This is a genomic window from Klenkia taihuensis, from assembly GCF_900112525.1.
In the GTDB taxonomy this organism is placed as follows: Bacteria; Actinomycetota; Actinomycetes; order Mycobacteriales; family Geodermatophilaceae; genus Klenkia; species Klenkia taihuensis.
The window spans coordinates 1-24,882 of record NZ_FOMD01000003.1 but is presented as its reverse complement, the minus strand read 5'-3'; the positions used below and the strand labels follow the sequence as shown (position 1 = coordinate 24,882).

Genomic DNA, 24,882 nt, shown 5'->3' with positions numbered 1-24,882 from the left:
GTCACGACTGGCAACTGCGCCACGGCACATCTTCTGCCAATTCTTCCCGTCATAGTTTCAGAACGAGCTGGTTCCTTTCGATCGGTGCACAGCTGATGCTCAGGTCCCACCCACCGACACGGGAGACCCCATGCGACTGCGCACCACCCTCACCGTCCTGGCCACCGCCGGCTTCACCGTCGTCCTCGCCGGTCCCGCCAGCGCGGCCGACCTGAACTGCAGCGACTTCGCCACGCAGGCCGAGGCCCAGGCGGTGCTGGACGCCAACCGGGCCGACCCGAACAACCTCGACCAGGACGACGACGGGATCGCCTGCGAGTCCCTGCCCTCGGGCGGCGCCGAGGACGGGACCACCGTCGCGGCGAACGGCGGCGCGCAGGTCTCCAACCGCCCGCAGGGTGCCGTCGCCGCCGGCGACGGCAGCTCGACCGAGGGCCCGGGCGTCCTGCCCTACGCCGTCGGCGGCCTCGCGCTCGTCGGGGCAGCCGGTGCCGGTGTGGCCGCCCGCCGCAGCGCCCGCGCCTCGGCCTGACCCGGCCCCACCCACCGTGCGGCACCGCGCGCCGGATCGCGACCTCCCCGGGCACCCGCCCGGGGAGGTCGTGGTGCGCATCGTCGGGGTCTACCCGCCGCCGCTGGTGCACGTCACCCGGTACGAGCGGCGCCGGTCCCGCTCCGGCAGCCGCTCCACCACGCGGGCCTGGACGGCGCTGTCCGCATCCCTGGCCGCGGCCGGGGTCGGGGCCCTCCTCCTCGCGCCCGGCGGGGCCGAGCCGGTGCGGCAGGACGTCGTCGCCACCGTCTCGGCGCCCGTCGACCCGGCCGTGGCGCCGGCAGCCGAACCGTTGGCCGTCCCCTCGGCCGCGGTCCCGCTGCTGCTCACCGCGAGCGCACCGGTCGAGGTGCGCATCCCGGTGCTCCGCGTGTCGGCGGACATCGTCGACCTGGGGCTCGAGGACGACGGCGAGCTCGAGACGCCCGACGGCGCCGAGCCGGTCGGCTGGTACACCGGCTCCCCCACGCCCGGCGTCCTCGGCCCGGCGGTGCTCGCCGGTCACGTTGACTGGGCCGGCGAGCCCGGCACCTTCGTCGGCCTGCGCGAGCTGCTGCCCGGCGACGAGGTCGAGGTGCAGCGCGCCGACGGCAGCACTGCGGTCTTCGTGGTCGACCGCGTGACCGAGCACGACAAGGACGAATTCCCCACCGACGAGGTCTACGGCGACACGACCACCGCCCAGCTCCGGCTCATCACCTGCGGCGGCGCCTTCGACGAGGGCACCGGCGACTACCGGGACAACGTCGTCGTCTTCGCGAGCCTCGTCGCCGTCCGGTGACGGGTGCGGCACGCTCGGGGGCATGCGCACCCGCCTGGTGGTCCTGGCCGGCCTGCTCGCGCTGACCGCCTGCGGGCAGCGGCAGGACGCCGTCGGCCCGCCAGCCCCGCAGCTGCCCGACGACGGCGACGCCCTCGTGCTGCGGGTGGCCGTCGGCGGCGGGTTCGCCCCCGCCGGGACCGCCCCCACCGAGCTGCCCGCGGTCAGCGTGTACCGCGACGGGCGGGTGCTCAGCAACGGCCCGGTCATCGCGATCTACCCCGCCCCCGCGTGGCCCAACGTCCAGGTGAACCGGGTCGACGAGGACACCCTCGCCGAGCTCGTCCAGGCGGCCCAGGACGCCGGGGTGGCCGGCACCGCCGACCTCGGCGACCCGCAGATCGCCGACGCCCGCACCACCTCGATCACCCTCGCCACCGCCGACGGCACCGACACCCGCGACGTCTACGCGCTCACCGAGGCCGTCGGCGACCCGTCCCTCACCGACGAGCAGGCCACCGCCCGCCAGGACCTGGCCGACCTCGTCGACCGGCTGCTCGCCCTGACGGAGAGCGAGCCGCTCGGCAGGTACACGCCCACCGCGGTCGCCGCCTTCGCCAGCGCGTACGTCCCCGGCGACCCGGCGCTCGTGCGGGACCCGGTCGCCTGGCCCGGTCCGCCGCTGCCCGGTGAGGCCGTGACCCCCGACGTCGGCTGCGCCCTCGCCACCGGCGAGCAGGCCGCCGCCCTGGTCACCGCCGCCCAGGCCGCCGACACCGTGACCCCGTGGACCGACGGCGCCGGTACCTGGACGGTGGTGTTCCGGCCGCTGCTGCCCGACGAGACCGGCTGCGACGACGTCACCGGCTGACCCGCACGGGTGAGCAGCGGGTCAAGTCCGGACGGAACCCCGCCGACCCGCATTCCGTGACCCCTCCGGCTGCCGCACGCGCCCTCGCGCTGTCCGCGGCCGCCGTCGTGCTGGCCCTCGGCGCCTGGCCGCCCACCCGGGTCGGCACCGTGCTGACCATCACCGCGCTGGCCGCCACCGCCCCGCTGGTCGCCGTCCGCCGGTACCGGCCGGCCCGGCCCGAGCCCTGGGTCGCGGTCAGCGCCATGCTCGCCTGCTGGTGGGCCGCCCTCGCCTTCGCGCACACCGCCCCGACCCTCGCCGTGGCTGCCCAGGCGCTGGGCATCGCCGTCGCCACCGGGCTGTTCGCCGTCCTGTTCACCCGGCAGCGCCGGGCCGCCCCGCGCGACCGCCGGCGCAGCCGCCGCGAGACCTGGGGCCACCGCAGCGACCAGGCCATGGTCGCCGTCGTCATCGCGCTCGCCCTCGTGCAGGCCGTCGCCGGCGCGCTCGTCCCCGGCGCGCCCTGGTCGGTCGCGTTCGCCCCCTTCGACCTCGTCCTCATCTGCCTGCTGCTGCGCTTCACCGCCTCCCGCGCCGACCTCGGCCCCAGCATGCGGCTGCTCACCGTCGGCGGGGTCGGGGCCGCGGTCTACGACTGCCTGGTCGCCGACTCCGGTGTGCGCATCACCGGCCCGCAGACCGGCCAGAACGTGGTCTGGGTCGTCGCGATGCTGTTCTTCCTCGCCGGCACCCTGCACCCGGGCATGACCACCGCGTTCTCCCCCGCCCGGCTGACCCGGCTGCGCTCGGAGTCCGCCCGGCTGCTCGGCACCGCCCCGCTGGTGCTGGTGCCGGTGGCCCTCGCCCTGCTCGACAGCGCCGCCGCGCTCCCGCTCACCGTGCACCTGGGTGCCGCCGCCGCGGTCGCCGCGCTGGCCATCGTGCGCGGCGCGCAGACCATCCGGGCCAGCGAGCAGCTGGCCCGCCGCGACCCGCTCACCGGCCTGGCCAACCGGCGCGGGCTGCGGGTCGCCTTCGAGGACCTCCTCCCGCCCACCACCGACCCCGTCTCCCGCGTGGGCCGCCTCGCCGTCCTCGACCTCGACGACTTCAAGCACGTCAACGACACCTACGGCCACGAGACCGGCGACGGGCTGCTCGTCGCCGTCGCCGCCCGGCTGGCCGACGCGGTCGGCGGCACCGGCACCGTCACCCGCTCCGGCGGCGACGAGTTCGTGCTGCTGCTGCGCCCCGGCGCCCCCGACGTCGACGCGCTGCTGGCCACCGCGTTCGCTGCGCCCGTGCCGCTGGCCGGGCTGGACTTCCCGGTCCGCTGCAGCGCCGGCTGGGTCGAGCTGACCGGCGCCAGCGAGCTGCCGCTGGCCCTCGCCGACGCCGACGTCGCCCTCTACGCCAGCAAGGACGGCGCCCGAGGCCGCGCCACCCGCTTCGCCCCCGAGCAGCGCGAGCAGGTGCTGGGCTCCCTCGCCCTCGGCGCCGACCTGCGCCGCCTGGTGGCCGGCGACCCCGGCGCCGGTGAACTGGTGCTGCTGTTCCAGCCGCTGGTCTCGCTTCCCGCGCGCACCGTGCGCGGGTGCGAGGCGCTGGTCCGCTGGCGGCACCCCGAGCGCGGCCTGCTCTCCCCCGACACCTTCCTGCCGGTCGCCGAGGCCCAGGGCCACGGCGCAGCCATCGACGCCTGGGTGCTGCGCGAGGCCTGCTGCGCCGCGCTGGCCTGGCCCGACCCCACCTGGACGGTCAGCGTCAACCTCGGCCGCTCCTCCATGGTCGACCCGGGCCTGGCCGGCACCGTCCGCGCCGCACTGGCCACCACCGGCCTGCCGGCCGCCCGGCTGCACCTGGAGATCACCGAGCACGACCAGCTGCCCGCCGACGCCGGCGTGCTGGCGCTGCACCAGCTCGCCGCCGACGGCGTCGGGCTCGCGCTGGACGACTTCGGCACCGGCTACACCTCGGTCGCCTACCTGCAGCGCTACCCGATCACCGTGCTCAAGCTCGACCGCAGCGTCACCGGCCCCGACGCCTCCCTCGCCCTGCTGCGCGGCCTGGTCGGCCTCGCCGACGCGCTGGGCACCACGGTGCTCGCGGAGGGCATCGAGACCGACGAGCAGTGCGCCCGGCTGGCCCGCCTCGGGGTGGACGCCGGCCAGGGCTGGCTGTTCGGCCGCCCGGTCCCCACCGACCGGCTCGGCGACCTGCGCCCGCAGCCGGCCGGCGCGGCAACCCCCGAGGGATGACATGCGGACCCGCCCGGTCAAGCACGACCCGCTCCGGGCCGACAACACCCGGGTGACCGCCCCCGCTCGCCTGCTCGCCGCCGCCACCGTCGCGGCGCTGCTGCTGTGCGCGCTGCCGGGCACCCGGGCCACCGGCGTCGTCGCCGTCAGCGTGCTGGCCGCCCTCGCCCCGCTCACCGTGCTGCTGCACCGCCGGACCGGGTGGACCCTGTGGGCGCTGGTCGCCGGCATGCTCGGCGCCTGGGCGGTCTCCATGGCCGCCACCGTCCCCTCCCCCGCCCTCGCGTCGGTGACCCAGCTGCTCGGCCTGGTGCTGGCGGTGACCCTGACCGTGAGCCTCTACGCCCAGCACCTGCGGGCGCGCCCGGCCGAGCGCCGGGTCCGCGGCCGCGGCGCCTGGGGACGCCGGGCCGACCAGGCCGCGCTCGTCGTCGTCACCGGGCTGGCCACCGCCCAGATCGTCACCACCGCGCTGTCGGCCGACGCCCCCGTGGGCTCGGCCTGGGCCCCGGTCGACGCCCTGGTCGTCGCGGTGCTGCTGCGCTTCGCCTGCTCCCGGGCCGGGCTGACCCGCAGCCTGCAGCTGCTGCTCGCCGGCGGCGCCGTCAACTGCCTCTACGACATGGTCGCCTCCTCCACCGGGCTGCGGCTGCAGCCGCTGGACCGCCCCGTGCAGCTGCTCTGGGCGCTGTCCATGGCCCTGTTCGTCGCCGGCGCACTGCACCCCAGCGCCCCGTCCGCCTTCTCCTCCGCCTCCCTGCGCCACCTGCGCCCGGAGTCCGGCCGGGTGCTGGGCCTGGTCGCGCTCGCCCCGGTGCCGCTGGTGCTGGCCCTGCTGCACCCGGCCGGCCGGCTGCCGTGGCTGGTGTACCTGGCCGCCGGCACCGCCCTCGCCGTGCTCACCACCGCCCGCGGCGCGCAGGCACTGGCGGCCAGCGAGACCTACGCCCGGCTCGACCCGCTGACCGGCCTGGCCAACCGCCGCGGCCTGCAGAGCGCGTTCGACCGCCTCCTGCTGACCGCCGCCGACGGCCCCGTCGGCCGGCTCGCGCTGCTGGACCTGGACGACTTCAAGGTCGTCAACGACACCCACGGCCACGAGGCCGGCGACCAGCTGCTCTGCGCGGTCGCCGACCGGCTGCGGACGGCGGTCGGCGGCGCCGGCACCGTCGCCCGCTCCGGCGGCGACGAGTTCGTCCTCGTGCTCGGCCCCGACGCCCCGGCCGTGGACGACGTGCTGCGCGCCGCCCTCGACGCCCCGGTCACCCTCCCCGTGGCGCCGGGCACCCGCTTCGCCGTCCGCGCCAGCGCCGGCTGGGTCGACCTGGACGACGACAGCCGGCTGCCGCTCGCGCTGGCCGACGCCGACATCGCGCTCTACACCAGCAAGGCCGTCCACCGCGGTGCCGCGACGGCGTTCGTGCCGGCCCAGCGGCAGGAGGTCCTCGGCCAGCTGGGCCTGGGCGAGGACCTGTGCCGGCTCGTGGCGGGCGGGTCCGGCGCCGGGGAGCTGTTCCTGGTCTACCAACCGCTGGTCGACCTGGTCGACGGCCGGGTGCTCGGCCACGAGGCCCTGGTCCGCTGGCAGCACCCCACCCGCGGGCTGCTCGCCCCCGACGCCTTCCTGCCCGTCGCCGAGAGCCAGGGCCAGGGCGCCGCCCTGGACGGCTGGGTGCTGGCCGAGGCCTGCCGCGAGGCCGCCGGCTGGGACGCCGACCGCACCGTGAGCGTCAACCTCGGGCGCTCGTCGATGGTGGACCCGCTGCTGGCCACCCGGGTCCTCGACGCCCTGCACGCCAGCGGGCTGGACCCGCGCCGCCTGCACCTGGAGATCACCGAGCACGAGGCCCTGCCCGTCGACGCCGGCGTGGCCGCGCTGCACGAGCTGGCCGACCTCGGCGTCGGGGTGAGCCTGGACGACTTCGGCACCGGCTACACCTCCCTGGGCTACCTGCACCGCTACCCCGTCGGCGTGCTCAAGCTCGACCGCTCCATCACCGGCCCCGACACCAGCGACGAGCTCATCGCCGGGCTCACCAGCCTCGCGTCGGCGCTGGGCATCCAGGTACTCGCCGAGGGCGTGGAGACCGCCGAGCAGCACGCCCGGCTGGCCGGGTTCGGCATCGACGCCGGCCAGGGCTGGCTGTTCGGCCGGCCGGTCCCGGCGTCCGAGCTGGCCGAGCGCGCCCCCCCGGGTCGGCAACCCCACGTAGCTCAGTAGTCACACCCCGGAGTGCCCCGCCGGGTCGGACGCGACCACCGACCTACCCTCGCGCCGATCACGATCACGGCCGGGAGGGGTGACATGCAGGTCGACGACGTCCAGTCGCTGCAGCAGCACGCGGCCTGGCGGCTGCTCCGCGCCGACGACGCACCCCTCGTCGTCGCCTTCCTCGCCCGCGTCTTCACCGAGGGCGGCGCGCACGGCCTGCCCGCCGGCGAGCTCGCCGACCGGCTGGCCGACCTGCTCGCCGAGCTCGACGGCACCTCCCGCGTCCCGGTCGACGCCCGCGGCTACCTCGACGGCTGGGCCGGCCCGGACGGCGGCTGGCTGCGCGCCTGGTACCCGCCCGGCTCTGACGAGCCGCTCATGGACGCCACCCCCGCCGCCGAGCTCGCCGTCGCCTTCGTCCGCGGCCTGCAGCGCCGTCCCTTCGTCGACACCGCCGCCCGGCTGGGCACGGTCGTCGACCAGCTGCGCGCCCTGGCCACCGGGGACGACGAGCCCGCCGCCCAGCGCGACCGCTACCTGCACGCCACCGCCACCGCCACCGGCCTGCTCGCCGACCTGCGCGCCGTCGAGGCCGCATTCCGCGACCGCGACCGGGAGCTGCGCGACCGGATCGCCGCCGGGGACGGCGCGCTGGCGCTCGAGGTCGCCGCCGGCCGCGCCGGCATAGCCGAGACCGACCAGGGCCGCAGCTTCCACGCCTGCTACGACCGGCTGCTCTCCCCCCGCCTGCAGGACGAGTTCACCGACCTGCTCGACCGGGTGCACGCGCTGCCCGCGCTGCGCACCTGCGCCGACCCGCGGATGCGCCGCATCCGGCACGACCTGGTCGCCGCCGCCCAGCACACCCGCCAGGTGCTGCGCGGCCTGGTCGACGTGCTGCGCACCGGCCTGGACGACGACGTGTGGCAGGAGAACCGACGCGTCGTCGACCTCGTCGCCGGCATCGAGGCCCGCGCCCGCCTGCTCTCGGCGGGCCTGGCCGACCTGGACGGGTTCTCCGTCGGGCTCGACGACCTGCACCCGACCGTCGTCCTGCCGATGGAGCGCCACCTCTACTCCCCGCCGCGCCGCGCCGCCGTCGACAGCGCCCGGCCCGAGGCCGGCGACGAGGACTTCGCCGCCGCGGCCCTGTTCGACCAGGTGCAGGTCGACCCGGTCCCGCTGACCGCGCACGTCCGCCGCGCCCTGCTCCAGCGGCCGCGTGTCGAGCTCGCCACCGTGCTGGAGCAGCACCCGCTGCAGCACGGCCTCGCCGAGCTGGTCGCCTACCTGTCCCTGCGCGACGAGGCCTTCGACGTCGTCCTGCCCGCGCCGTCCGCCGAGGACGAGCCCGGGGGCCCCGACGACGACCCGGACACCGTCTCCTGGACCGACCCCGACGGCCGGCAGCGAACCGCCACCCTGCCCCGCGTGGTCTACGCCCGCCGGCACGCCGACCCCCGCGCCGGGTCCCGGCACCCGGCCGGCCGCCGCGCCCACCCCGCCGTCCCGACCGTGCTCGCGGAGGACCCCCGATGACCGCCCTGCTGCCCGACACCGCCCCGCCCCGGGCCGAGCTGAGCCTCCCGCTGGTGGTGACCTCGCTGATGCGCGGCGTCGTCTACCGCGAGTCCGCGCCGGAGGTGTGGCGGCACCTGCTGGCCCTGCAGCCGGACCTGCGCGACCACGTCGCCGTCCTCGGGCTGGTGCCGGTGGTCGACGAGACCGAGGGCTACGCCTTCCTGCGGCAGCGCCCCGACGAGGACCCCGACGGCGGCGTCCCCGTGCCCCGGCTGGTCGCCCGCCGGTCGCTGTCCTTCCCGGTCAGCCTGCTGCTGGCGCTGCTGCGCCGCCGGCTGGCCGCCACCGACGCCGGCGAGGCCGGCGGCCGGCTGGTGCTCTCCCGGCTGGAGATCGTCGACCTGCTCGCCGAGGTGCTGCCCGACCCCGGCCGGCGCAACCGGCTGGTCGAGCAGGTGGACGGGCACGTCGCCAAGGCCGTCGAGCTCGGCTTCCTGCGCCGGATGCCCGGCCCGGACGGCGGCTTCGAGGTCCGCCGCGTGCTCAAGGCCTTCGTCGACGCGCAGTGGCTGGCCGACTTCGACGCCAAGCTCGCCGAGTACGCCGCCGCCACCCAGCAGCTCCAGCCCGCCGTGGAGGACCTCCCGTGACCACCACCCCGCCGGTGCCGCACCTGCTGCTCACCACCGAGGACGACGGCCCCGACGGCCCCGCCCCCCGCGCCGGGTTCCGGCTGGACCGCCTCGAGCTGCTCAACTGGGGCACCTTCGACCGCAAGGTCTGGACGCTGCGCGCCGACGGGCAGAACACCCTGCTCACCGGCGACATCGGCTCGGGCAAGTCGACCATCGTCGACGCGATCAGCACGCTGCTGCTGCCCGCCGCCCGGGTCTCCTACAACGAGGCCGCCGGCGCCCCGACCCGCGAGCGCGACCTGCGCTCCTACGTGCAGGGCCACTGGCGGGCCGAGCGCACCGGCTCCACCGGCGGCACCCGGACCGTCGGCCTGCGCCCGGGCAGCACCTGGACCGCGCTGCTGGCGGTGTTCCGCAACGAGGGCCTGGACGAGACCGTCACCCTCGGCCAGGTCTTCTGGCTGCGCTCGGGCGAGGTCGGCCAGCCCGACCGGTTCCACCTCGTCGCCGACCGCGACCTGTCCATCGCCGGCGACCTGACCGACTTCGGCAGCGACCCCGCGGCACTGCGCCGCCGGCTGGCCGCCCGGCCCGACGTCGAGGTGTTCGGCACCTTCACCGAGTACGGCCGCGCCTTCCGCAACCGGCTGGGCATCGCCTCCGAGCAGGCGATGGACCTGTTCCACCAGACCGTCTCGATGAAGACCGTCGGCGACCTCAACGGCTTCGTCCGCAGCCACCTGCTCGAGCCCGGCGACTCCGCCGGCTGGGTGGACCGGCTGCTCGGCCACGTCGACCACCTCACCCGCGCGCACGACGCCGTCGTCACCGGCCGCGCCCAGCTCGCCCAGCTGCGCCCGGTGCTCACCGACGCCGACCGGCACGCCGTCCTCACCGAGCAGATCGCCACCGTCGACGCCGACCTCGCCGCGCTCCCCCGCTGGGCGGACACCCTGCGCGAGAAGCTGCTCGCCGCCCGGGCCACCACCCAGCGCGCCGAGGTCGCCGCCGCCGACCGCGCGCTGACCCAGGGCATCACCAACCTCGACCTGGCCCGCGCCCGCGAGCTGTCGCTGACCATGCAGCGCACCGGCAACGGCGGCGAGCGGCTGCGCTACATCGACGAGCAGCTGCTGGAGCTGGAGGAGGCCCGCCGCGAGCGGCGCACCCGCGCCGGGGTGTTCGCCGGCCTGCTCGAGGCCACCGGCCTGGACCCGGTCGTGGACGGCGAGGACTTCGTCGTCCGGCGCACCGAGGTCGCCGAGGCCCTCGCCCGCGCCGTGGAGAGCGAGGGCGAGGCCGAGGACCGGCTCGCCGAGGTCGAGGTGGCACTGGCCGCGCTGCGCTCCCGCGCCGCCGGCATCGGCCACGAGCTGACCGGGCTGCGCGGGCGCACCGGCGCCGTCCCCCGCGAGCAGGTGCTGCTGCGCGACCGGCTGGCCGCCGCCCTCGGCGTGGACGCCGCCGAGCTGCCCTTCGCCGGCGAGCTGGTCCGGGTCTCCCCCGTGCACGCCGAGTGGGTGCCCGCCGCCGAGCGGGTGCTGCGCGACCTCGCGCTCACCCTGCTGGTCCCCGCCGACCGCTACGCCGAGGTCTGCGCCTGGGTCGAGGGGTCCGACCTCGGCGCGGAGCTGGCCTACCTGCCGGTGCCCGCCGAGCTGCCCACCGCCGCACCGATGCCCGCGCCGCAGTCGCTGGCCGCCGTCCTCGAGGTCCGGTCCACCCCGCTGGCCGCGTGGCTGGAGGGCCTGCTGGCCCGCCGCGCCCCGCACCTGCGGGTCGACGACGTCGCCGAGTTCGCCCGCACCCCGGTCGCGGTCACCCGCACCGGCCAGGTCAAGGACCGCAGCGGCCGGCACGCCCTCGACGACCGGCACCCCGCCGCCGACCCCGTGCACCGGGTGCTCGGCTGGGACGCCGCCGGCAAGATCCGCGCCCTGACCGCCGCGGAGAACGCGCTGCTGCCCCAGCTGGCCGAGCTCACCGCCGCCCGCGACGCCGTCCGCGCCGAGCGGGCCCGCGCCGTCGCCCGCAGCCGCGACCTCGCCCAGCTGTCGGCCTACGACAGCTGGCGGGCGCTGGACTGGCAGGGCGCCATCCGGCAGATCGCCGAGCTCGGCCGCGAGCGCGACCTGCTCATCGCCGCCTCCGGCGTCCTCTTCGGCCTGGACGGCGCCATGGACGACGTCCGCCGCGACATCGTCGCGCTGGCCACCGCGCAGGCCACCCTGCAGCAGCGCCGGGGCGCGGCCGCCTACGCCCTGGGCGAGACGTTCTCGGTGCTGGAGGGCGTCCGCCGCCGGCTGGCCGCCGCCGGCGTCGCCGACGAGGCCCCCGACGTCCGGCCCGCGCAGCTCGCGGTGGACGACGGCTCCGCGGTCGCCCGGGCGCTGCGCATCGACCGGTCGCTGACCGCCCCCGAGCGGCTGGACCGCCGGGCCCTGGTCGCGACGGTCCCGGTGACCGACCTGGCCGACGTCGACGAGCGCGAGCGGAACATGCGCGCGCTGCTCGAGCGCGAGCGCACCACCCAGGTGTCGGTCCGCGCCGAGGTCGAGGAGCGGATGGTGCGCGCGATGGCCGCCTTCCGCGCCCAGCACCCCGACGTCGCCGCCTCCCTGGATGCCTCCCGCGGCGCGGTCGACGCCTTCCGGGCGCTGCACGAGCGGCTGCGCGCCGACCAGCTGCCCCGCGCCGAGGCGGCGTTCACCGCGCTGCTCGAGCAGGACACGGTGCGCGACGTCGCCGGCTTCCTCGCCGAGCTGGAGCACCGCGCCGACCAGGTCACCGAGCGGGTCGCGGCGATCAACGGCTCGCTGCACGACATCGACTACCACCCGGGCCGCTACCTGGCCCTGGAGGCCCGGCGCTCGGCCGCCCCGGAGATCGAGGACTTCCGCGCCGACCTGCGGGCCTGCGCCGACGCCGGCGAGACCGACCCCGAGGAGCGCTTCGCCCGGGTCGCCCGCGTGGTGCACCGGCTGCGCGGCCGCGCCGGGCACGTGGCCGAGGACCGCCGCTGGGCCCGGCTGGTCACCGACGTCCGCACCTGGTTCGAGTTCACCGCGACCGAGCGGTGGCGGCACGACGACGCCGAGCACGAGACGCACACCGACGCCGGCGGCAAATCCGGCGGCCAGAAGGAGAAGCTGGCCTACACCGTGCTCGCCGCCTCGCTGGCCTACCAGTTCGGCATCGACCCGGCGAAGCAGCTGGCCCGCGACTTCCGGTTCGTCGTGGTCGACGAGGCGTTCGGGCGGGGCTCGGACGACTCCACCCGGTTCGCCCTGGACCTGTTCGCCCGGCTGGGTCTGCAGCTGCTCGTCGTCACCCCGCTGCAGAAGATCCACACCATCGAGCCCTACGTGGCGTCGCTGGCCTACGTGGACAACCAGCAGGGCGACGAGTCGCGGCTGCAGTGCCTGACCGTGGCCGACTACCGGGCCCGGCGCGCGCTGGCCCGGACCGTCACCGCCTGAGGGCCTCCTCCAGCGCCACGGCGAACGCGACCGGGTCACCGCCCTGGTCGGGATGGAACCCGCCGTGCCCGCCGGGGAAGGTCACCAGCGGCAGGCCGTGCTCGGCGGCGACCGCGCGGGAGGTCCGGCCGGTCGTCGCCTGGTCCGACCACGCGCCGACGCCGATGACCACCTGACCGGCCGGCAGCTCGCCGACCCGGTGCCCGGTCATCGTGCCCATGCCCAGCACCAGCCGGGTCATCGACCGCAGGTCGGCCTCGGACGGCGGCGGGGGCGCCGGCGCACCGGGCGGCGGGGCGAACCCGTTCTGCTGCGCGAACAGCGCCATCGCGGCCATCAGGCCCTGCTCGCGGTAGAGCCGCTGCACCTGCTCCCCGGCGGCCCGGTGCACGGCGGCGTCGTCCAGGTACTCCACCAGCGGCGGCTCGTGCGCGACCACGGTGCGCACCTGCTCGGGGTGTGTGGCGGCCAGCTCCAGCGCGGTGATGCCGCCGCCGCTGGAGCCGAACACGTCGGCCGGCTCGGAGGTGACCGCGGCCAGCACCCGGGACAGGTCGTCGGCCAGGGTCGCGACGTCCGGCGGCTCGGTGGGGTCGGTCATGGTGGAGTCGCCGGTGCCGCGCGGGTCGTGCAGCACCACGGTGTGCGCCCCGGCCAGCTGCTCGGCCAGCGGCCGGAAGCCGTCGGCCGGCATCGGGTGGCCGATGAGCGCCAGCACCGGGCCGCTGCCGAGCACCTCGTAGGACAGGACGGCGCCCGGGGCGTCGAGGGTGTGCCGGATGGTCTGCTGGGTCATGCCGGGGAGACTGCCACCGCCGGCCGATCTCATCGGTGGCCCTACAGCTCCGGGATGCACACCCCGGCGCCGAGCTGCGCGAGCCCGGCCAGGTCGCCGTCGGCGAAGTCGAGCACCCGGCCGGAGGTGGTGGAGGCCATCAGCTGGTCGGAGTCCCAGACGTGCGCCAGCCCGACCACGTGGCCGAGCTCGTGCAGCAGGATCGCCCGCCCCACCTCGGCGTCCCCGGAGGCGGCCAGCTCGGCGAACTCCGGGCCGTCCAGCGTCACGCTGCCGGTCACCCAGGCCAGCGGTCCGCCCTCGGGGCCGGCCGAGGCGCTGCCGCCCAGGCCCGCGACGTCGCCGGCCAGGCCGGGCTCCTGGTCGGGGGTGCGCCAGCCGACGAGCACCGGCGCCCAGCGGTCGCCGTACCGGTCGGGCTGGTAGGCCTCGCGCGAGCCGCCGGGCAGCTCGTCGGTGGTGCCCTCGTAGCGGAACTGCAGCCCGGTCACCTCGGACATCCGGGCCAGCGCGTCGACCAGCAGGGGCTCGGCGTCCGCGGGGGCGCCGTCCGGGCTGAGCACGACCGCGACCGGGCGGCACGGGTCGTAGGCGACCGGGGTGGTGCCGTCGTCCTGCCGGGCGACGAAGGCGTAGACGTCGCTGTCCGGGGCCGGCGGCGGCGTGCCCAGCGGGGTGCCGGACTCCTCGTACCCGGGCGTGGGCACGGTGCGCGGCGCCGGGTCGGCGGTGGCCGCCGACGGCCCGACCTGCGGCACCGGCGGCGCCTCGCCGGTGCGCAGCCACCAGCCGGCGGCGACCAGGCCGACGACGGCCACGAGCACGACGAAGCCGCGCAGCAGCCGCGAGCCGCGCCGCGGTGGGGACGGGGCGGGCGGAAGGGCGGCCGGCGGGGACTGGGCCGGTGGGGGCCAGGGCGGCAGCGGGTAGCGCTGCGTGGCCGGGTCCTCGGTCATCGGGACCAGTGTGCGGGACGGCGCGGCCCCGCCCGCGTCACACGCCGAGGTGCGCCAGCGCCTGGGTGAGCAGGTGGCTCTGCCCGTTGGCCAGCTCGGCGAGCACACCGGGGTCGCGGGCCTCGTCGGGGGTGAACCAGGTCAGCTCCAGCGCGTCCTGCTGGGGCTCGCAGTCGCCCTCGACCGGCACCACGTAGGCCAGCGAGACCGCGTGCTGGCGGGGGTCGTGGAACGGGGTGACGCCGGGGGTCGGGAAGTACTCGGCGATGGTGAACGGCTGCGGCGAGGCCGGCACCCGGGGCAGCGCGAGGGGGCCGAGGTCCTTCTCCAGGTGGCGGAGCAGGGCCGCGCGCACCCGCTCGTGGTACAGCACCCGGCCCGAGACCAGCGCTCGCTTGATCTGCCCGTCCTCGCCCGCGCGCAGCAGCAGGCCGATCTCGGTGACCACCCCGTGGTCGTCCACCCGGACCGGGACGGCGTCGACGTAGAGGATCGGCAACCGCTCGCGCGCTGAGTCCATCTCCTCGCGGGAGAGCCAGCCGGCGTCGGTCAGGGTGGTCGCGTCGGTCATGTGCACTGTCTAGTCGACGGCCGGGCCGATCAGCTGCAGCGGGGTCCGCTGCGCGGGCCGAGCTCGGCGAGCCCCTCCAGGTCGCCCTGCTGGAACGCCGTCGGGGTGCCGTGGGCGCCCATCAGCTGGCCGTCGTCGCCGGCGTGGTCCAGCCCGACGAGGTGCCCGAGCTCGTGCAGCACCACCCGGCGGGCCTGGGCGGGCGAGGCAGCGGCGAACCAGCCGGCGTCCAGGGAGACCTGCCCGCGGACGTAGCCGCCCCCCGCGGCCAGCGGCCGGGCCCAGCCGACCGCCTCGCCGTCGGCGTACAGCTGCTCCTCCCCGGTGGGCACCCAGGAGATGAGCACCTCCGCACCGGCGGGCAGCACGTCGACCGCGGCGTCCGACGTCGGGTCCACCCGGGTGGCGCCGAGCGCGGTGAACGTCAGGCCGGTGGCGTCCTCGACGGTGGCCACCGCGTCGGTGAGCAGCGGCAGCGCGCCGTCGGGTGCGTGGTCCCAGTTCACGACGTAGCCGATCGGGCTGCACGGGTCCCAGGTGACCGGGGAGCCGTCGGGGTGCGTCTGCAGGAAGGCGTGCGGGCCGGGCTCCAACGCCCGCGCGGACGACGTGCTGTTCGCGACCAGCAGCGCGGCGGCCAGCGGCACCTCGATCGCCAGGACGACGAGGGCGGCGGCACGGACCCGGGAGGTGATCACCGGTGCATCGTGGTGCCGGAACCCGCTCGTCCTCACGCTGCGTCACCACATCGGTGGTCGCGACCACCCGGTCGGGTGTCACCCGACGGGCACCAGCTGCTCCGGGCAGGTGGCGAGCACGGTGGCCATCGCGTCGTGCTCGGCCTGCGTCGTCCAGAGGCCGTAGCTGACCTTGACCGCGACCTGGCGGGCGACGTAGGCGCAGCGGTACCCGCGGTCGGGCGGCAGCCAGGTCGCGGCGTCGCCGTCGCGCTTCTGGGAGTTCAGCCCGCCGTCGACCGCGAGCAGGTTGAGCGGGTCGTTGGCGAAGGCGACCCGGGTGGCGGCGTCCCAGCCCTGCGCGCCGGTCTGCCAGCTGTTCGACAGCGCCACCACGTGGTCGATCTGCACCAGCTCGCTGGTGCCCTGCCCCCGCTGGAACAGGATCGTCGCGCCGGAGTACGGGTCGAGCAGGACGCCGCTGGTGACCACGCAGTCACGGGTACCGGGGCGGAACTGCTCGGCGGTGAGGTCGCGGGCCAGCACGTCGTTGCGGGTGTCGCAGCCGTTGCGGTCGGTGTCGACCCAGCCCTCGCCGTACTGGTCGCGGTCGTAGCCGGTCTGCGGCGCCCGCCCGCGCACCGGCAGCTGGGCGAGCGCCGCCAGCGCGGTGCCCGGGGTGGCGGTGACCGGGGGCGGCGGCTCGGTCGCCCCCGTGGTGGGCGTGGCCGGCGCGGACGTCGGTGCCGAGGGGGACGGCGGCAGCTGGGTGCTCGCGGTGGGGACCGGTGCCGGGCCGGGGTCCTCGCCGCCCAGCACGCCGAACCCGACCCCGAGCAGCACCGCCAGCGCGCACACCGCCGACAGCAGGGCACGGCGGGCGCGCCGGGACGGGCCGCGGCGGGCGGGCCCGGCCCGCTCGGAGCGGACGCGCACGGGTCGGGAGCTCACCGCTCGAGGGTGCGCGGTGGCGCCCGTGTCCTCCGGGTGCGACACGCGCTGCTCTAGCGTGCGGCACGTGGACGAGATCGCCGAGGCCTTCTACCTGCCGCTCGGGGACGGGCGCTACACCCCGACCCGGGCGACCGAGAGCCCGTGGGAGGCCGAGGCCCAGCACGGCGGCCCACCGTCCGCGCTGCTGGCCCACCTCGCCGCGGCCGCCGGCGGGCAGCAGCCGGTGCGGGTCTCGGTCGACTTCTACGGCGCCATCCCGCGGCGGGAGCTGCAGGTGCAGGTGTCCCCGGTCCGGCCCGGCCGGCGGATCGACCTGACCGAGGCGGTGCTGACCGTCGACGGGCGGACGGCGGCGGTCGCCCGCGTGTGGTCGCTGGCGCCCGGCCCCACCCCACCGGTGGTGACGCCGGCCGCCGTCCCGCCGGCGGTGCCGGACGAGGGCACGGTGGTCTTCCCCGACCTGCCGGACTTCGGCTACCAGCACGCGCTGGAGTGGCGCTACACCGCCGGGTCGCCCGAGCAGCTCGGTGCCGCCGACGTGTGGACCCGGGTCCGGATCCCGCTGGTGGCCGGCGAGGAGCTCACCGGGACCGACCGCGTGCTGATCGCCGCCGACGCCGCCAACGGGATCTCCGTGGAGCTGCCGCTGGACCGGTGGCTGTCCATCCCGCCGGGCATGACCTGCCACCTGACCCGGGAGGCGCAGGGCGACTGGGTGCACCTGGCCTGCCGCACCCGGATCGAGGCCAACGGGCTGGGCCTGTGCACCGGCACCGTCTCCGACGCCACCGGGGTGGTCGGCGAGGTGGCGCAGCCCCTGCTGGTCCGCGCACGGTGAGGTTCCCGACGGGGTGTGCGGGTAGCGGGGCACGATGACGTCGATCAGCCCGGTCCGCAGCGGCCTGCCTGCCCGCAGCCAGCGCCGCGCCCGCACCCGCGCGGTGTCCGCCGTCCTCGGTCTCGGCGGGCTGGCCATGGCCGCCGCCTCCCGGTGGACGGTCGCGCACCTCGCACCCGGACGGCGGGCGCCGGCGAACTGGCTGGTGCGGGTGCTCGGCGTGCGCACGGTGGTGCAGAGCGCCGTCCTGCTGGCCACCCCGACCCGGCCGGCGCTCCAGGCCGGTGCCGCGATCGACGCGCTGCACGCGGCGAGCATGGTGCCCGCCTGGCTGCTCCTCCCGCGCTACCGGCAGGCCGCTGCGGTCAGCGGCGGCATCGCGGTGGCGTCGGTGCTGGCCCAGCTGGCCGTGGCCCCGCAGTCCGACGACACCCCGCACGTGCCCGGCGACGTCGACTGACACCTGCGTCACCCGGATCAGGCCAGCGGCGCGGCGACCTCCCACAGGTGGCCGGCCGGGTCGGCGAAGGCCGCCGTCCGCACACCCCACGGCCGGTCCTGCGGGCCGTTGCGCAGCGGCACGCCCAGCCGCGCCAGCTCCGCGCAGACCGCGTCGGTGTCGGCGACCTGCACGGTGAGCAGGCAGCGGGCGGGGCCGGGCGCACCCACCTCGCCGGGCGTCACCAGCTCCTCGGCCCGGTCGGCCTGCAGCAGGTTGACCGTCACGTTGCCGATGGACAGCGCGGTCGACACGTCGTCGGAGTACAGCTCCCGGCTGTCGAACACGTCGGCGTAGAAGCGACGGGCGGCGGTCAGGTCCTCCACGAAGAGGGTGATGGTGTCCAGGTCGCGCAGGCGCACGGGAGCTCCTCGGTCCGGGGGTCGTCGGGGACAGGACCGGCCGGCGGCCCGGAACTCATCGAGGGACCGGCGTCCAGCCCTCCGCCGTCCGCAGCGGGCCCTTGAGCACCTTGCCGCCGGCGTTGCGCGGCAGCGGCCCGTCGAGCACCCGCACCCACTGCGGCACCTTGTAGTCGGCCAGCCGGTGCCGGGCGAACGCGGCGAACTCGGCGAGGTCCAGCGGCTCGCGCACCAGCAGCACGGCGCCGACCTTCTCCCCCATCACGTCGTCGGGCACGCCGACCACGGCGACCTCGAGGACGTCGGGGTGCTCGGCCAGGGCGTTCTCCACCTCGACGGAGTACACGTTCTCCCCGCCCCGGTTGATCATGTCCTTGGCCCGGTCGACGATCCGGACCAGGCCCTCGCCGTCGATCGTGGCGAGGTCGCCGGTGTGCAGCCAGCCGTCGCGGAACGTCTCCGCCGTCCGGGCCGGGTCGCCCCAGTACCCGGTCGCGACGTTCGGTCCGCGGACCAGCAGCTCGCCCACCCCGGTGTCCGGGTCCGGCCGGTCGACCGCGACGTCGACAACGGGGGCGGGAAAACCGACGGAGTCGGCGTGGTCGTCGGTCCAGGCATCGGGCAGGAAGGTGGCCAGCGCACTCGTCTCCGACAGCCCGAACCCGTTGCCCAGCGCGACGCCGGGGAACGCCGCGCGCAGCCGGTGCACCAGCTCCGGGGCCATCGGCGCCCCGCCGTAGGACAGCGCCCGCACGCTGGACAGGTCGGTGGTGGCGAGGTCGGGGTGCCGCAGCACGAGCTCGTAGATCGTCGGCACGCTGGTCAGCAGGGTGACCCGGTGCTCGGCGACCGCGGCGAGGAACGCGGCGGGCGAGAACTTCGGCATGAGCACGGTGGTCCCGGCCATGAGCACCTGGGTGACCATCTGCGAGCAGCAGCCGGTGACGTGGAACAGCGGCACCGAGATCAGCGAGACGTGGTGGCCGGCGCGGTCGAGCTCGCGGCAGCGCTGCACGTTCTCCGCCGAGCTGAGCAGGCACTCCTGGGTGAGCACCGCGCCCTTGGGCCGGCCGGTGGTGCCCGAGGTGTAGAACAGCGCGGCCACGTCGGTGTGCGCGGGGTCCGCCGGCTCGACCGGCTCGTCGTCGGGCAGGTCGGCGGTGTCCAGCACGACGGCGGCGCCGGAGTCGGCGACCACGTAGTCACGCTCGACCGGGGCGAGCCGGGTGTTCAGCGGGACGACGACGGCGCCGGCCAGCTGGGCGCCCCAGAAGGCGCGCAGGAACGCCAGCCCGTTGGGCAGCCCGACCGCGACCCGGTCCCCCGCGGCGACGCCCGCCGCGCGCAGGCCGCCGGCCACCCGGGCGGCGCCGTTCCACAGCTCCCGGTAGGTGGCGGTGCCGCCGCCCAGCTCGACGGCGGCGGTGCGGTCGGGGTGCGCGGCGACCGCGTCGGCGAAGCCGCGGACGACGTTGCGCGCCAGGCCGGTGTACCGGGCGACGCCGTCCTCGCCCCGTTCGATCCCGCTGTTCTCGAAGATCACCGTTGCATCTTGCACCTATCCGCGGAGGACGGCCCAGCCGTGGGCGGGCAGCTCCAGGTCACCGCCCCGCGCCGTCCCCGCGCCGGCGAGCAGCTCCCCCGCCGCCGGCACGACGGCCGGTTCGGCGGCGGTGTTCAGGGCGACGACCAGCGCCTCCCCGTCCGCCACCGACCGCAGCACCAGCTGCTCGTTGGTCAGGTGCAGCTGCTCGGTGCGCGCCCGGTGCAGCCAGCGGTGCCGGCGGCGCAGCCCGATCAGCTCCTGGTGCAGCGCGAAGGTGGCCCCGCCCTCGACGGCGAGCGGGTCGGCCGGGAACTCCGGCCGGATCGCGTCGTCCCCGCCGGCGCGGTGCTCCTTGATCCCGTGCCAGCCGAACTCGTCGCCGGACCACACGGCCGGCGTCCCGCCCGTGGTGAACAGCAGCGCCAGCGCGTGCGGCAGCAGCTGCTCCCCCACCTGGTCGACGATGCGGGTGACGTCGTGGTTGCCGACGAAGGTCCACGGCACGAAGGCGTCGAGGAACCCGTCGTGCCGCTGCAGCGCGTGCGCGGTCTCGAACAGGTTGCCCTCGGCGAGGCCGTGCCAGACGCCCTGCCACAGCTCGTACTGGGTGACCGCGTCCATCCCCGACGCGGCCACGACCTGCGGGTAGTCGCCGTGGATCACCTCGCCGACGACGTAGACGTCGGGGTGCCGCTCCCGGACGGCGGGCAGCACCCGGGCCCAGAAGTCGGGGCGGACGGCGTACGCCGCGTCCAGCCGCCAGCCGTCGACGCCGCGGTCCAGCCAGGAGCACATGACGTCGACGACGAAGGCCACGACGTCGTCCTGCGTGTGGTCGAGCTCGACGAGCAGGTCGTGGCCCTCGAAGGTGCCCGGCCGGTCGCCGTCCCACCGGATCCAGTGCCGGCGGGCCGGGTCGGTGACCGCGGGGTGGTCGCGGCCGACGTGGTTGAACACGCCGTCCAGCAGCACCCGGATGCCCCGCTCGTGCGCGGCGGCGACCAGCGCGTCGAAGTCCCCCTGGTCGCCGAGGCGGGGGTCGATGCGGAGGTGGTCGAGGGTGTCGTAGCCGTGCGTGGCCGACGCGAACACCGGCCCGAGCGCCAGGCCGTTGCAGCCCAGCGCGACCAGGTGGTCCAGCCAGCCGGCGATCCGCGGCAGCCGGTGGCTCACCTGGTCGGTGGCCTCGCGCTCGGCACCCACGAACCCCAGCGGGTGCACCTGCCACCAGATCGCGTCCTGCACCCAGGCGGGCTCGCTCACACGACCCCCACGAGGGCCGGCCACGGGTCGTCGCCGGCGACCGCGGCGCCCAGCACCCGCGCCCACGTCGTCTCGTTGCCGGCGTCGTCGCGCCAGGACCACATGCGGGTGGTCAGGTGGTGCAGCCGGTGCTCCAGGGTGAACCCGATCGCGCCGTGCACCTGGTGCGCCAGCCGCGCGACCACGTCGACCGCCGCCCCCGCCCGCACCTTCGCCGCGGCCGCGGCCAGCTCCAGCGGCTCGCCGCGGTCCAGCCGCTGCACCGCGGCGTCGACCAGCGCGGAGACCGCGGTGACCTCGCCGGCCATCTGCGCCAGCTGCACCTGGATGCCCTGGAACTTCGCCAGCGGCCGGCCGAACTGCACCCGCTCCCCGGCGTACTGCACGGTCCAGGCCAGCACGGTCTCCGCGGCCGCGGACAGCTGCAGCGCCCGGGCCAGCGCGTACCGGGCCCGCAGCTCCCCCACCGGGCCGACCTGTGCGGGCACCCCGTCGAGCACGTAGGACCCGCGCGGCTCCCCGGCGAGGTTCGTCGCGTCGCCGGCCTCGAGCTCGGCGACGTCGACCAGCGCCAGCACCTCGCCGTCCGGGCCGTCGGCGACCACCACCAGGTGCCGGGCCACCCCGGCCCAGGGCACGTCGGTCGCCGTCCCGGTCAGCCGGCCGTCCTCGACCCGCAGGCCGCCGGAGACCGACACGGTCAGCGGCTCGCCCACCGGCGGCAGGCTGAGCCCGGCGGCCAGGAGGGCGGGACCGGCGACCAGCAGCTGCTCGGCGACGGGCACCGCCCCGGCACCGGCGGCCAGGGTGGCGACGACGGCGACCGCGTCGGCCAGCTCGCCGCCCGACCCGCCGGCCTCCTCCGGCAGCCCCACCCCGGTCAGCCCGGCGTCGGCCAGCTCGGCCCACAGCTGCGCGTCCCAGCGGCGCTCGGCGGTCAGCTTGACCGGCTCGTGGCCGGCCAGGATCTCCCGGACCGTGGAGACGACGAGGTCCTGCTCGCCGCTCATCGCAGACCCAGCCCGCGCGCCACGATCCCGCGGAGGATCTCGTTGGTGCCGCCGCGCAGCGTGTAGCCGGGCTGGTGCAGCTGCGCCTCGGCCAGCGCCCGCCCCAGCGGGTCGGGTGAGTCCAGCGACGCCGGGACGTCGACCACCCGGCGGATCTCCTCGGCGACGTCGGCCTCGAACGTGGTGCCGACGTCCTTGACCAGCGCGGCCGGGATGTCGGGCAGCTCGCCCCGGTCCAGCGCCGCGGCGATCCGGATGGACAGCTGGCGCAGCGCGAGCAGCCGGGCGCTCAGCCGGCCCAGGGTGGCGAGCTCGGCCGGCGACGACGCGCGGCGGGCGAACTCCGCCAGCAGCGGGAAGGTCGACAGGATCCGCTCGGGACCGCTGCGCTCGAAGGCCAGCTCGGCGGTGACCTGGTGCCAGCCGGCGCCCTCCTCGCCCAGCAGCATGTCGCCGGGGACGACGACGGAGTCGAAGACCACCTCGTTGAAGTGGTGACCGCCGTCGAGGATGCGGATCGGGTTGATCGTGATGCCCGGCAGCGACAGGTCGACCAGCAGCTGGCTCATGCCGGCGTGCCGGGCGGTGGGGTCGGCGGGCGCGGTGCGCACCAGCACGATCGCGTAGTGGCTGTGGTGCGCGTTCGACGTCCACACCTTGGCGCCGTCGACCACCCAGTCACCGTCGGCGTTGCGCACCGCCTTCGTGCGGATGGAGGCCAGGTCGGAGCCGGAGTCGGGCTCGCTCATGCCGATGACGAAGTAGCACTCCCCCGCCGCGATCCTCGGCAGGATCTCCTTGCGCTGGGTCTCGGTGCCGTAGCGCAGCAGGTTCGGCCCGGACTGCCGGTCGGCGATCCAGTGCGCGGCCACCGGCGCGCCCGCGGCGAGCAGCTCCTCGGTGACGGCGTAGCGCTCCATCGCGGTGCGCTCGTGGCCGCCGTACTCCTTCGGCCAGGTCATGCCCAGCCAGCCGCGCTCACCCAGCTTCCGGGAGAACGCCGGGTCCACCCCGGACAGCCAGGTGTCCACGTGGGTGCTGAAGGTGCCGGCGGCCAGCTCCTCGGCGAGGAACTGCCGGACCTCCAGCCGGACCGCCTCGGCGGCCTCGGACGGCGGGGCGGGGGCGAGCGTCAGCGTCGACGGCATGCCGCCGATGGAACCAGGTCAGCGCACCGTCAGCAGCATCGGTCCACGGGGCTTGGGGATGGGCACGGGCCGGATGACGACGCCGGCCGCGGGGTCGGCGGTCACCCGCCGGCCGGCCAGCAGCCGGGCCACGATCGCCTTGACCATGACCTCGGCGACGTGGTTGCCGATGCACAGGTGCGCACCGCCGCCGAAGGGCACGAACAGGTGGCTGTGCTGCTTGTGCTCCTCCCGGCCGGGGGCGAACCGGTCGGGGTCGAAGGCGTCGGGCAGGGTCCACCAGTCGGGGTGCCGGTGCAGCGCCAGGCTGGACACGTTGACCCCGTGCCCGGCCGGCACCCGGACGCCGGTGATCTCGACGTCGGCCAGGGCGTGCCGCGGGGAGAACGGCACCGGCGGGCTCAGCCGCAGCGCCTCCTGCATCGCCCGGGTGGTGTGCTCGAGCCGGCCGTGGTCGGCGGGGGTGACCGGGGCGCCGCCCAGCGCCCGGACCTCCTCGGCCACCCGGTCCTGCTCGGCCGGGTGCAGGGCCAGCTGCCAGAGCATGACCGCCAGCGTCGAGGTGGTGGTGTCGTGCGCGGCGAGCATCAGGAACACCATGTGGTCGACCACGTCGTCGACCGGCAGCAGCTCGCCGTCCTCGGTGGTGGCGTGCGACAGCCGCGAGAGCAGGTCACCGCGCGGCTCCTCGCGCCGCCGCTGGGCGACCAGCTCGCCGAAGACCCGGGTCAGCTCGGCCCGGCCCCGCAGCCCGCGCCGGTAGGTGGAGCCGGGGACGGCGACCCGCAGCGGGGTGATCGAGGCGGCGACCGCGGCCTGGAACGCCCGGTTCACCCGCTCGGACTGCTGCCCCAGGGACACCCCGACGAACACCTCCGCGGCGATGTCGAGGGTCAGCCGCTTCATCAGCACGTACACGTCGACGTCGCCGGCGGGCAGCCCGCGCAGGTGCCGGTCGGTGACGTCGTGGATCGCGTCGACGTAGCCGGTGAGCGCGGCCCGGCTGAAGGCCTGCTGCATCACCCGGCGGTGCCGGTGGTGGTCGTCGAAGTCGCGCAGCATCAGCCCGTTGCGGAACAGCGGGCCGATGGAGCTGGACCAGCCGCGCTCGCTGGAGAGCACCTTGCCCGGGTCCAGGTAGATCTCGCGGGTGGCCTGCGGGGTCAGGAAGGTGACGCCCTCGCGGCCGAGCACCCGCATCCGGAACACGTCGCCGTGCGCCCGGCGGTGCCGCTCGACCAGCCCGGCCGCGTCGTGCACGAAGGACAACGTGTGCCCCACGACCGGCCACCCCCGGTCACCGGGGACGTGCGCGAGCAGATCCATGGGCACCGTCGACCACCTCCGCGGCCGACCCTAGCCCCGCAGGTGAGCCAGGTCACGCACCGCGAGGACGACGGCACAGGGACCTCCGAGCGCTGTCGTACCCCCCGCCTAGGCTGGCGGCACGCCCCCGTCGAGCTGAGGAACACCCCCGTGACGATCGCTCCTGCCCCGATCGTGAGCCGTCCTTCTCCGGTTCACGTGGCCGAGAAGGGTTCGCGGCTGTCGATGCTGCTGCGGACCACCGATCACAAGGTGATCGGGTTGATGTACCTGGCGACGTCGTTCACCTGGTTCATGGTCGGTGGCTTGATGGCCATGCTGATGCGTGGTGAGCTGGCGCGGCCGGGGCTGCAGTTCCTGTCCAACGAGCAGTACAACCAGTTGTTCACCATGCACGGCACGGTGATGCTGTTGTTCTTCGCGACGCCGTTGTTCTTCGCGTTCGCGAACCTGATCCTGCCGTTGCAGCTGGGTGCTCCGGATGTGGCGTTCCCGCGGCTGAACGCGTTCTCGTACTGGTTGTTCCTGTTCGGCGGCCTGATCATGATCTCGGGGTTCTTCACCCCGGGTGGTGCGGCGGACTTCGGTTGGTTCGCCTACTCCCCGCTGTCGGACGTGACCAACTCCCCGGGTGCCGGTGGTGACCTGTGGATCGCCGGCCTGGC

At 76.2% G+C, this 24,882-nt stretch carries 22 protein-coding genes; 11 read left to right on the top strand and 11 right to left on the bottom strand.

The annotated features are described in order from the left end of the window. Positions 1 to 130: 130 nt before the first annotated feature. From BM158_RS12215 to BM158_RS12180, 8 genes are all read left to right on the top strand, one after another. Entirely contained in the window at positions 131 to 532 is a 402-nt protein-coding gene (locus BM158_RS12215; RefSeq protein WP_091559003.1) for an excalibur calcium-binding domain-containing protein, read from the top strand. Positions 533 to 605: 73 nt separating this feature from the next. Further along, positions 606 to 1,334 (top strand): class F sortase, encoded by a 729-nt coding sequence (locus tag BM158_RS12210; protein WP_229827442.1) that lies wholly within the window; start codon positions 606 to 608, stop codon positions 1,332 to 1,334. Positions 1,335 to 1,356: 22 nt separating this feature from the next. Next, on the top strand, positions 1,357 to 2,184 hold the full coding sequence (locus BM158_RS12205) for a hypothetical protein (RefSeq protein ID WP_091558994.1): 828 nt from the start codon (positions 1,357 to 1,359) through the stop codon (positions 2,182 to 2,184). A 56-nt stretch (positions 2,185 to 2,240) separates the two neighbouring features. Then, the gene (locus BM158_RS12200) at positions 2,241 to 4,424 is read left to right on the top strand and encodes a putative bifunctional diguanylate cyclase/phosphodiesterase (RefSeq protein WP_091558992.1); all 2,184 of its coding nucleotides are present in this window, start codon (positions 2,241 to 2,243) and stop codon (positions 4,422 to 4,424) included. A 1-nt stretch (position 4,425) separates the two neighbouring features. Continuing rightward, on the top strand, positions 4,426 to 6,645 hold the full coding sequence (locus BM158_RS22705) for a putative bifunctional diguanylate cyclase/phosphodiesterase (protein ID WP_091558990.1): 2,220 nt from the start codon (positions 4,426 to 4,428) through the stop codon (positions 6,643 to 6,645). An 84-nt stretch (positions 6,646 to 6,729) separates the two neighbouring features. Then, entirely contained in the window at positions 6,730 to 8,175 is a 1,446-nt protein-coding gene (locus BM158_RS12190) for a DUF3375 domain-containing protein (RefSeq protein WP_091558987.1), read from the top strand. Then, positions 8,172 to 8,807, top strand: a complete 636-nt coding sequence (locus BM158_RS12185) for a DUF4194 domain-containing protein (RefSeq protein ID WP_091558984.1) — start codon at positions 8,172 to 8,174, stop codon at positions 8,805 to 8,807. Before BM158_RS12190 ends, BM158_RS12185 begins: the two co-directional genes overlap by 4 nt. Beyond that, positions 8,804 to 12,271 (top strand): ATP-binding protein, encoded by a 3,468-nt coding sequence (locus BM158_RS12180; protein WP_229827443.1) that lies wholly within the window; start codon positions 8,804 to 8,806, stop codon positions 12,269 to 12,271. Before BM158_RS12185 ends, BM158_RS12180 begins: the two co-directional genes overlap by 4 nt. Here the strand turns inward: BM158_RS12180 and BM158_RS12175 are convergent. From BM158_RS12175 to BM158_RS12155, 5 genes are all read right to left on the bottom strand, one after another. Next, the gene (locus tag BM158_RS12175) at positions 12,261 to 13,067 is read right to left on the bottom strand and encodes an alpha/beta fold hydrolase (protein ID WP_091558982.1); all 807 of its coding nucleotides are present in this window, start codon (positions 13,065 to 13,067) and stop codon (positions 12,261 to 12,263) included. The genes BM158_RS12180 and BM158_RS12175 overlap by 11 nt on opposite strands. A 41-nt stretch (positions 13,068 to 13,108) precedes the next feature. Continuing rightward, positions 13,109 to 14,023: a zinc metalloprotease gene (locus BM158_RS12170; protein WP_091558980.1), complete on the bottom strand. Its 915-nt coding sequence runs from the start codon at positions 14,021 to 14,023 to the stop codon at positions 13,109 to 13,111. Between the two features lie 37 nt (positions 14,024 to 14,060). Beyond that, the gene (locus tag BM158_RS12165) at positions 14,061 to 14,594 is read right to left on the bottom strand and encodes an NUDIX hydrolase family protein (RefSeq protein WP_091558974.1); all 534 of its coding nucleotides are present in this window, start codon (positions 14,592 to 14,594) and stop codon (positions 14,061 to 14,063) included. Positions 14,595 to 14,623: 29 nt separating this feature from the next. Continuing rightward, positions 14,624 to 15,292, bottom strand: a complete 669-nt coding sequence (locus BM158_RS21520; RefSeq protein WP_091558970.1) for a zinc metalloprotease — start codon at positions 15,290 to 15,292, stop codon at positions 14,624 to 14,626. 78 nt (positions 15,293 to 15,370) lie between these two features. Beyond that, positions 15,371 to 16,222, bottom strand: a complete 852-nt coding sequence (locus BM158_RS12155; protein ID WP_229827444.1) for an HNH endonuclease family protein — start codon at positions 16,220 to 16,222, stop codon at positions 15,371 to 15,373. Positions 16,223 to 16,289: 67 nt separating this feature from the next. Here BM158_RS12155 and BM158_RS12150 point away from each other — a divergent pair, with 67 nt between their 5' ends. Then, positions 16,290 to 17,063 (top strand): thioesterase family protein, encoded by a 774-nt coding sequence (locus BM158_RS12150; RefSeq protein WP_091561047.1) that lies wholly within the window; start codon positions 16,290 to 16,292, stop codon positions 17,061 to 17,063. A gap of 34 nt (positions 17,064 to 17,097) precedes the next feature. Beyond that, positions 17,098 to 17,523 carry a hypothetical protein gene (locus BM158_RS12145; protein WP_091558965.1) on the top strand — a complete coding sequence of 142 codons (426 nt, stop codon included), beginning with the start codon at positions 17,098 to 17,100 and terminating at the stop codon, positions 17,521 to 17,523. A gap of 17 nt (positions 17,524 to 17,540) precedes the next feature. Here BM158_RS12145 and BM158_RS12140 read toward each other — a convergent pair whose 3' ends face one another. From BM158_RS12140 to BM158_RS12115, 6 genes are read right to left on the bottom strand one after another with little or no spacing between them, the layout of a single operon-like run. After that, entirely contained in the window at positions 17,541 to 17,924 is a 384-nt protein-coding gene (locus tag BM158_RS12140) for a VOC family protein (RefSeq protein ID WP_091558962.1), read from the bottom strand. A 55-nt stretch (positions 17,925 to 17,979) separates the two neighbouring features. Beyond that, positions 17,980 to 19,467, bottom strand: a complete 1,488-nt coding sequence (locus BM158_RS12135; RefSeq protein WP_229827445.1) for a class I adenylate-forming enzyme family protein — start codon at positions 19,465 to 19,467, stop codon at positions 17,980 to 17,982. Positions 19,468 to 19,482: 15 nt separating this feature from the next. After that, the gene (locus BM158_RS12130) at positions 19,483 to 20,733 is read right to left on the bottom strand and encodes an alpha-amylase family glycosyl hydrolase (RefSeq protein ID WP_091558954.1); all 1,251 of its coding nucleotides are present in this window, start codon (positions 20,731 to 20,733) and stop codon (positions 19,483 to 19,485) included. Then, positions 20,730 to 21,743, bottom strand: coding sequence for an acyl-CoA dehydrogenase family protein (locus BM158_RS12125; RefSeq protein ID WP_091558951.1), 1,014 nt, complete (start codon positions 21,741 to 21,743; stop codon positions 20,730 to 20,732). The genes BM158_RS12130 and BM158_RS12125 overlap by 4 nt, the downstream gene beginning before the upstream one ends. After that, complete coding sequence (locus tag BM158_RS12120; RefSeq protein WP_091558947.1) at positions 21,740 to 22,891, bottom strand: acyl-CoA dehydrogenase family protein; 1,152 nt, start codon at positions 22,889 to 22,891, stop codon at positions 21,740 to 21,742. Before BM158_RS12120 ends, BM158_RS12125 begins: the two co-directional genes overlap by 4 nt. 18 nt (positions 22,892 to 22,909) lie before the next feature. Next, positions 22,910 to 24,217 carry a cytochrome P450 gene (locus tag BM158_RS12115; RefSeq protein ID WP_091558942.1) on the bottom strand — a complete coding sequence of 436 codons (1,308 nt, stop codon included), beginning with the start codon at positions 24,215 to 24,217 and terminating at the stop codon, positions 22,910 to 22,912. A gap of 150 nt (positions 24,218 to 24,367) precedes the next feature. Here BM158_RS12115 and BM158_RS12110 point away from each other — a divergent pair. Next, positions 24,368 to 24,882, top strand: a 515-nt coding sequence (locus BM158_RS12110) for a cbb3-type cytochrome c oxidase subunit I (protein ID WP_242657469.1), incomplete at its 3' end; no start/stop codon positions are given.

What these genes read in the sequence shown, in the direction of transcription:
- BM158_RS12215 (WP_091559003.1), top strand. Translation starts at nt 131, where the DNA reads ATGCGACTGCGCACCACCCTCACCGTCCTGGCCACCGCCGGCTTCACC.
- BM158_RS12205 (WP_091558994.1), top strand. Translation starts at nt 1,357, where the DNA reads ATGCGCACCCGCCTGGTGGTCCTGGCCGGCCTGCTCGCGCTGACCGCC.
- BM158_RS22705 (WP_091558990.1), top strand. Translation starts at nt 4,426, where the DNA reads ATGCGGACCCGCCCGGTCAAGCACGACCCGCTCCGGGCCGACAACACC.
- BM158_RS12190 (WP_091558987.1), top strand. Translation starts at nt 6,730, where the DNA reads ATGCAGGTCGACGACGTCCAGTCGCTGCAGCAGCACGCGGCCTGGCGG.
- BM158_RS12185 (WP_091558984.1), top strand. Translation starts at nt 8,172, where the DNA reads ATGACCGCCCTGCTGCCCGACACCGCCCCGCCCCGGGCCGAGCTGAGC.
- BM158_RS12175 (WP_091558982.1), bottom strand. Translation starts at nt 13,067, where the DNA reads ATGACCCAGCAGACCATCCGGCACACCCTCGACGCCCCGGGCGCCGTC.
- BM158_RS12170 (WP_091558980.1), bottom strand. Translation starts at nt 14,023, where the DNA reads ATGACCGAGGACCCGGCCACGCAGCGCTACCCGCTGCCGCCCTGGCCC.
- BM158_RS12165 (WP_091558974.1), bottom strand. Translation starts at nt 14,594, where the DNA reads ATGACCGACGCGACCACCCTGACCGACGCCGGCTGGCTCTCCCGCGAG.
- BM158_RS12145 (WP_091558965.1), top strand. Translation starts at nt 17,098, where the DNA reads ATGACGTCGATCAGCCCGGTCCGCAGCGGCCTGCCTGCCCGCAGCCAG.
- BM158_RS12125 (WP_091558951.1), bottom strand. Translation starts at nt 21,743, where the DNA reads ATGAGCGGCGAGCAGGACCTCGTCGTCTCCACGGTCCGGGAGATCCTG.
- BM158_RS12120 (WP_091558947.1), bottom strand. Translation starts at nt 22,891, where the DNA reads ATGCCGTCGACGCTGACGCTCGCCCCCGCCCCGCCGTCCGAGGCCGCC.
- BM158_RS12115 (WP_091558942.1), bottom strand. Translation starts at nt 24,217, where the DNA reads ATGGATCTGCTCGCGCACGTCCCCGGTGACCGGGGGTGGCCGGTCGTG.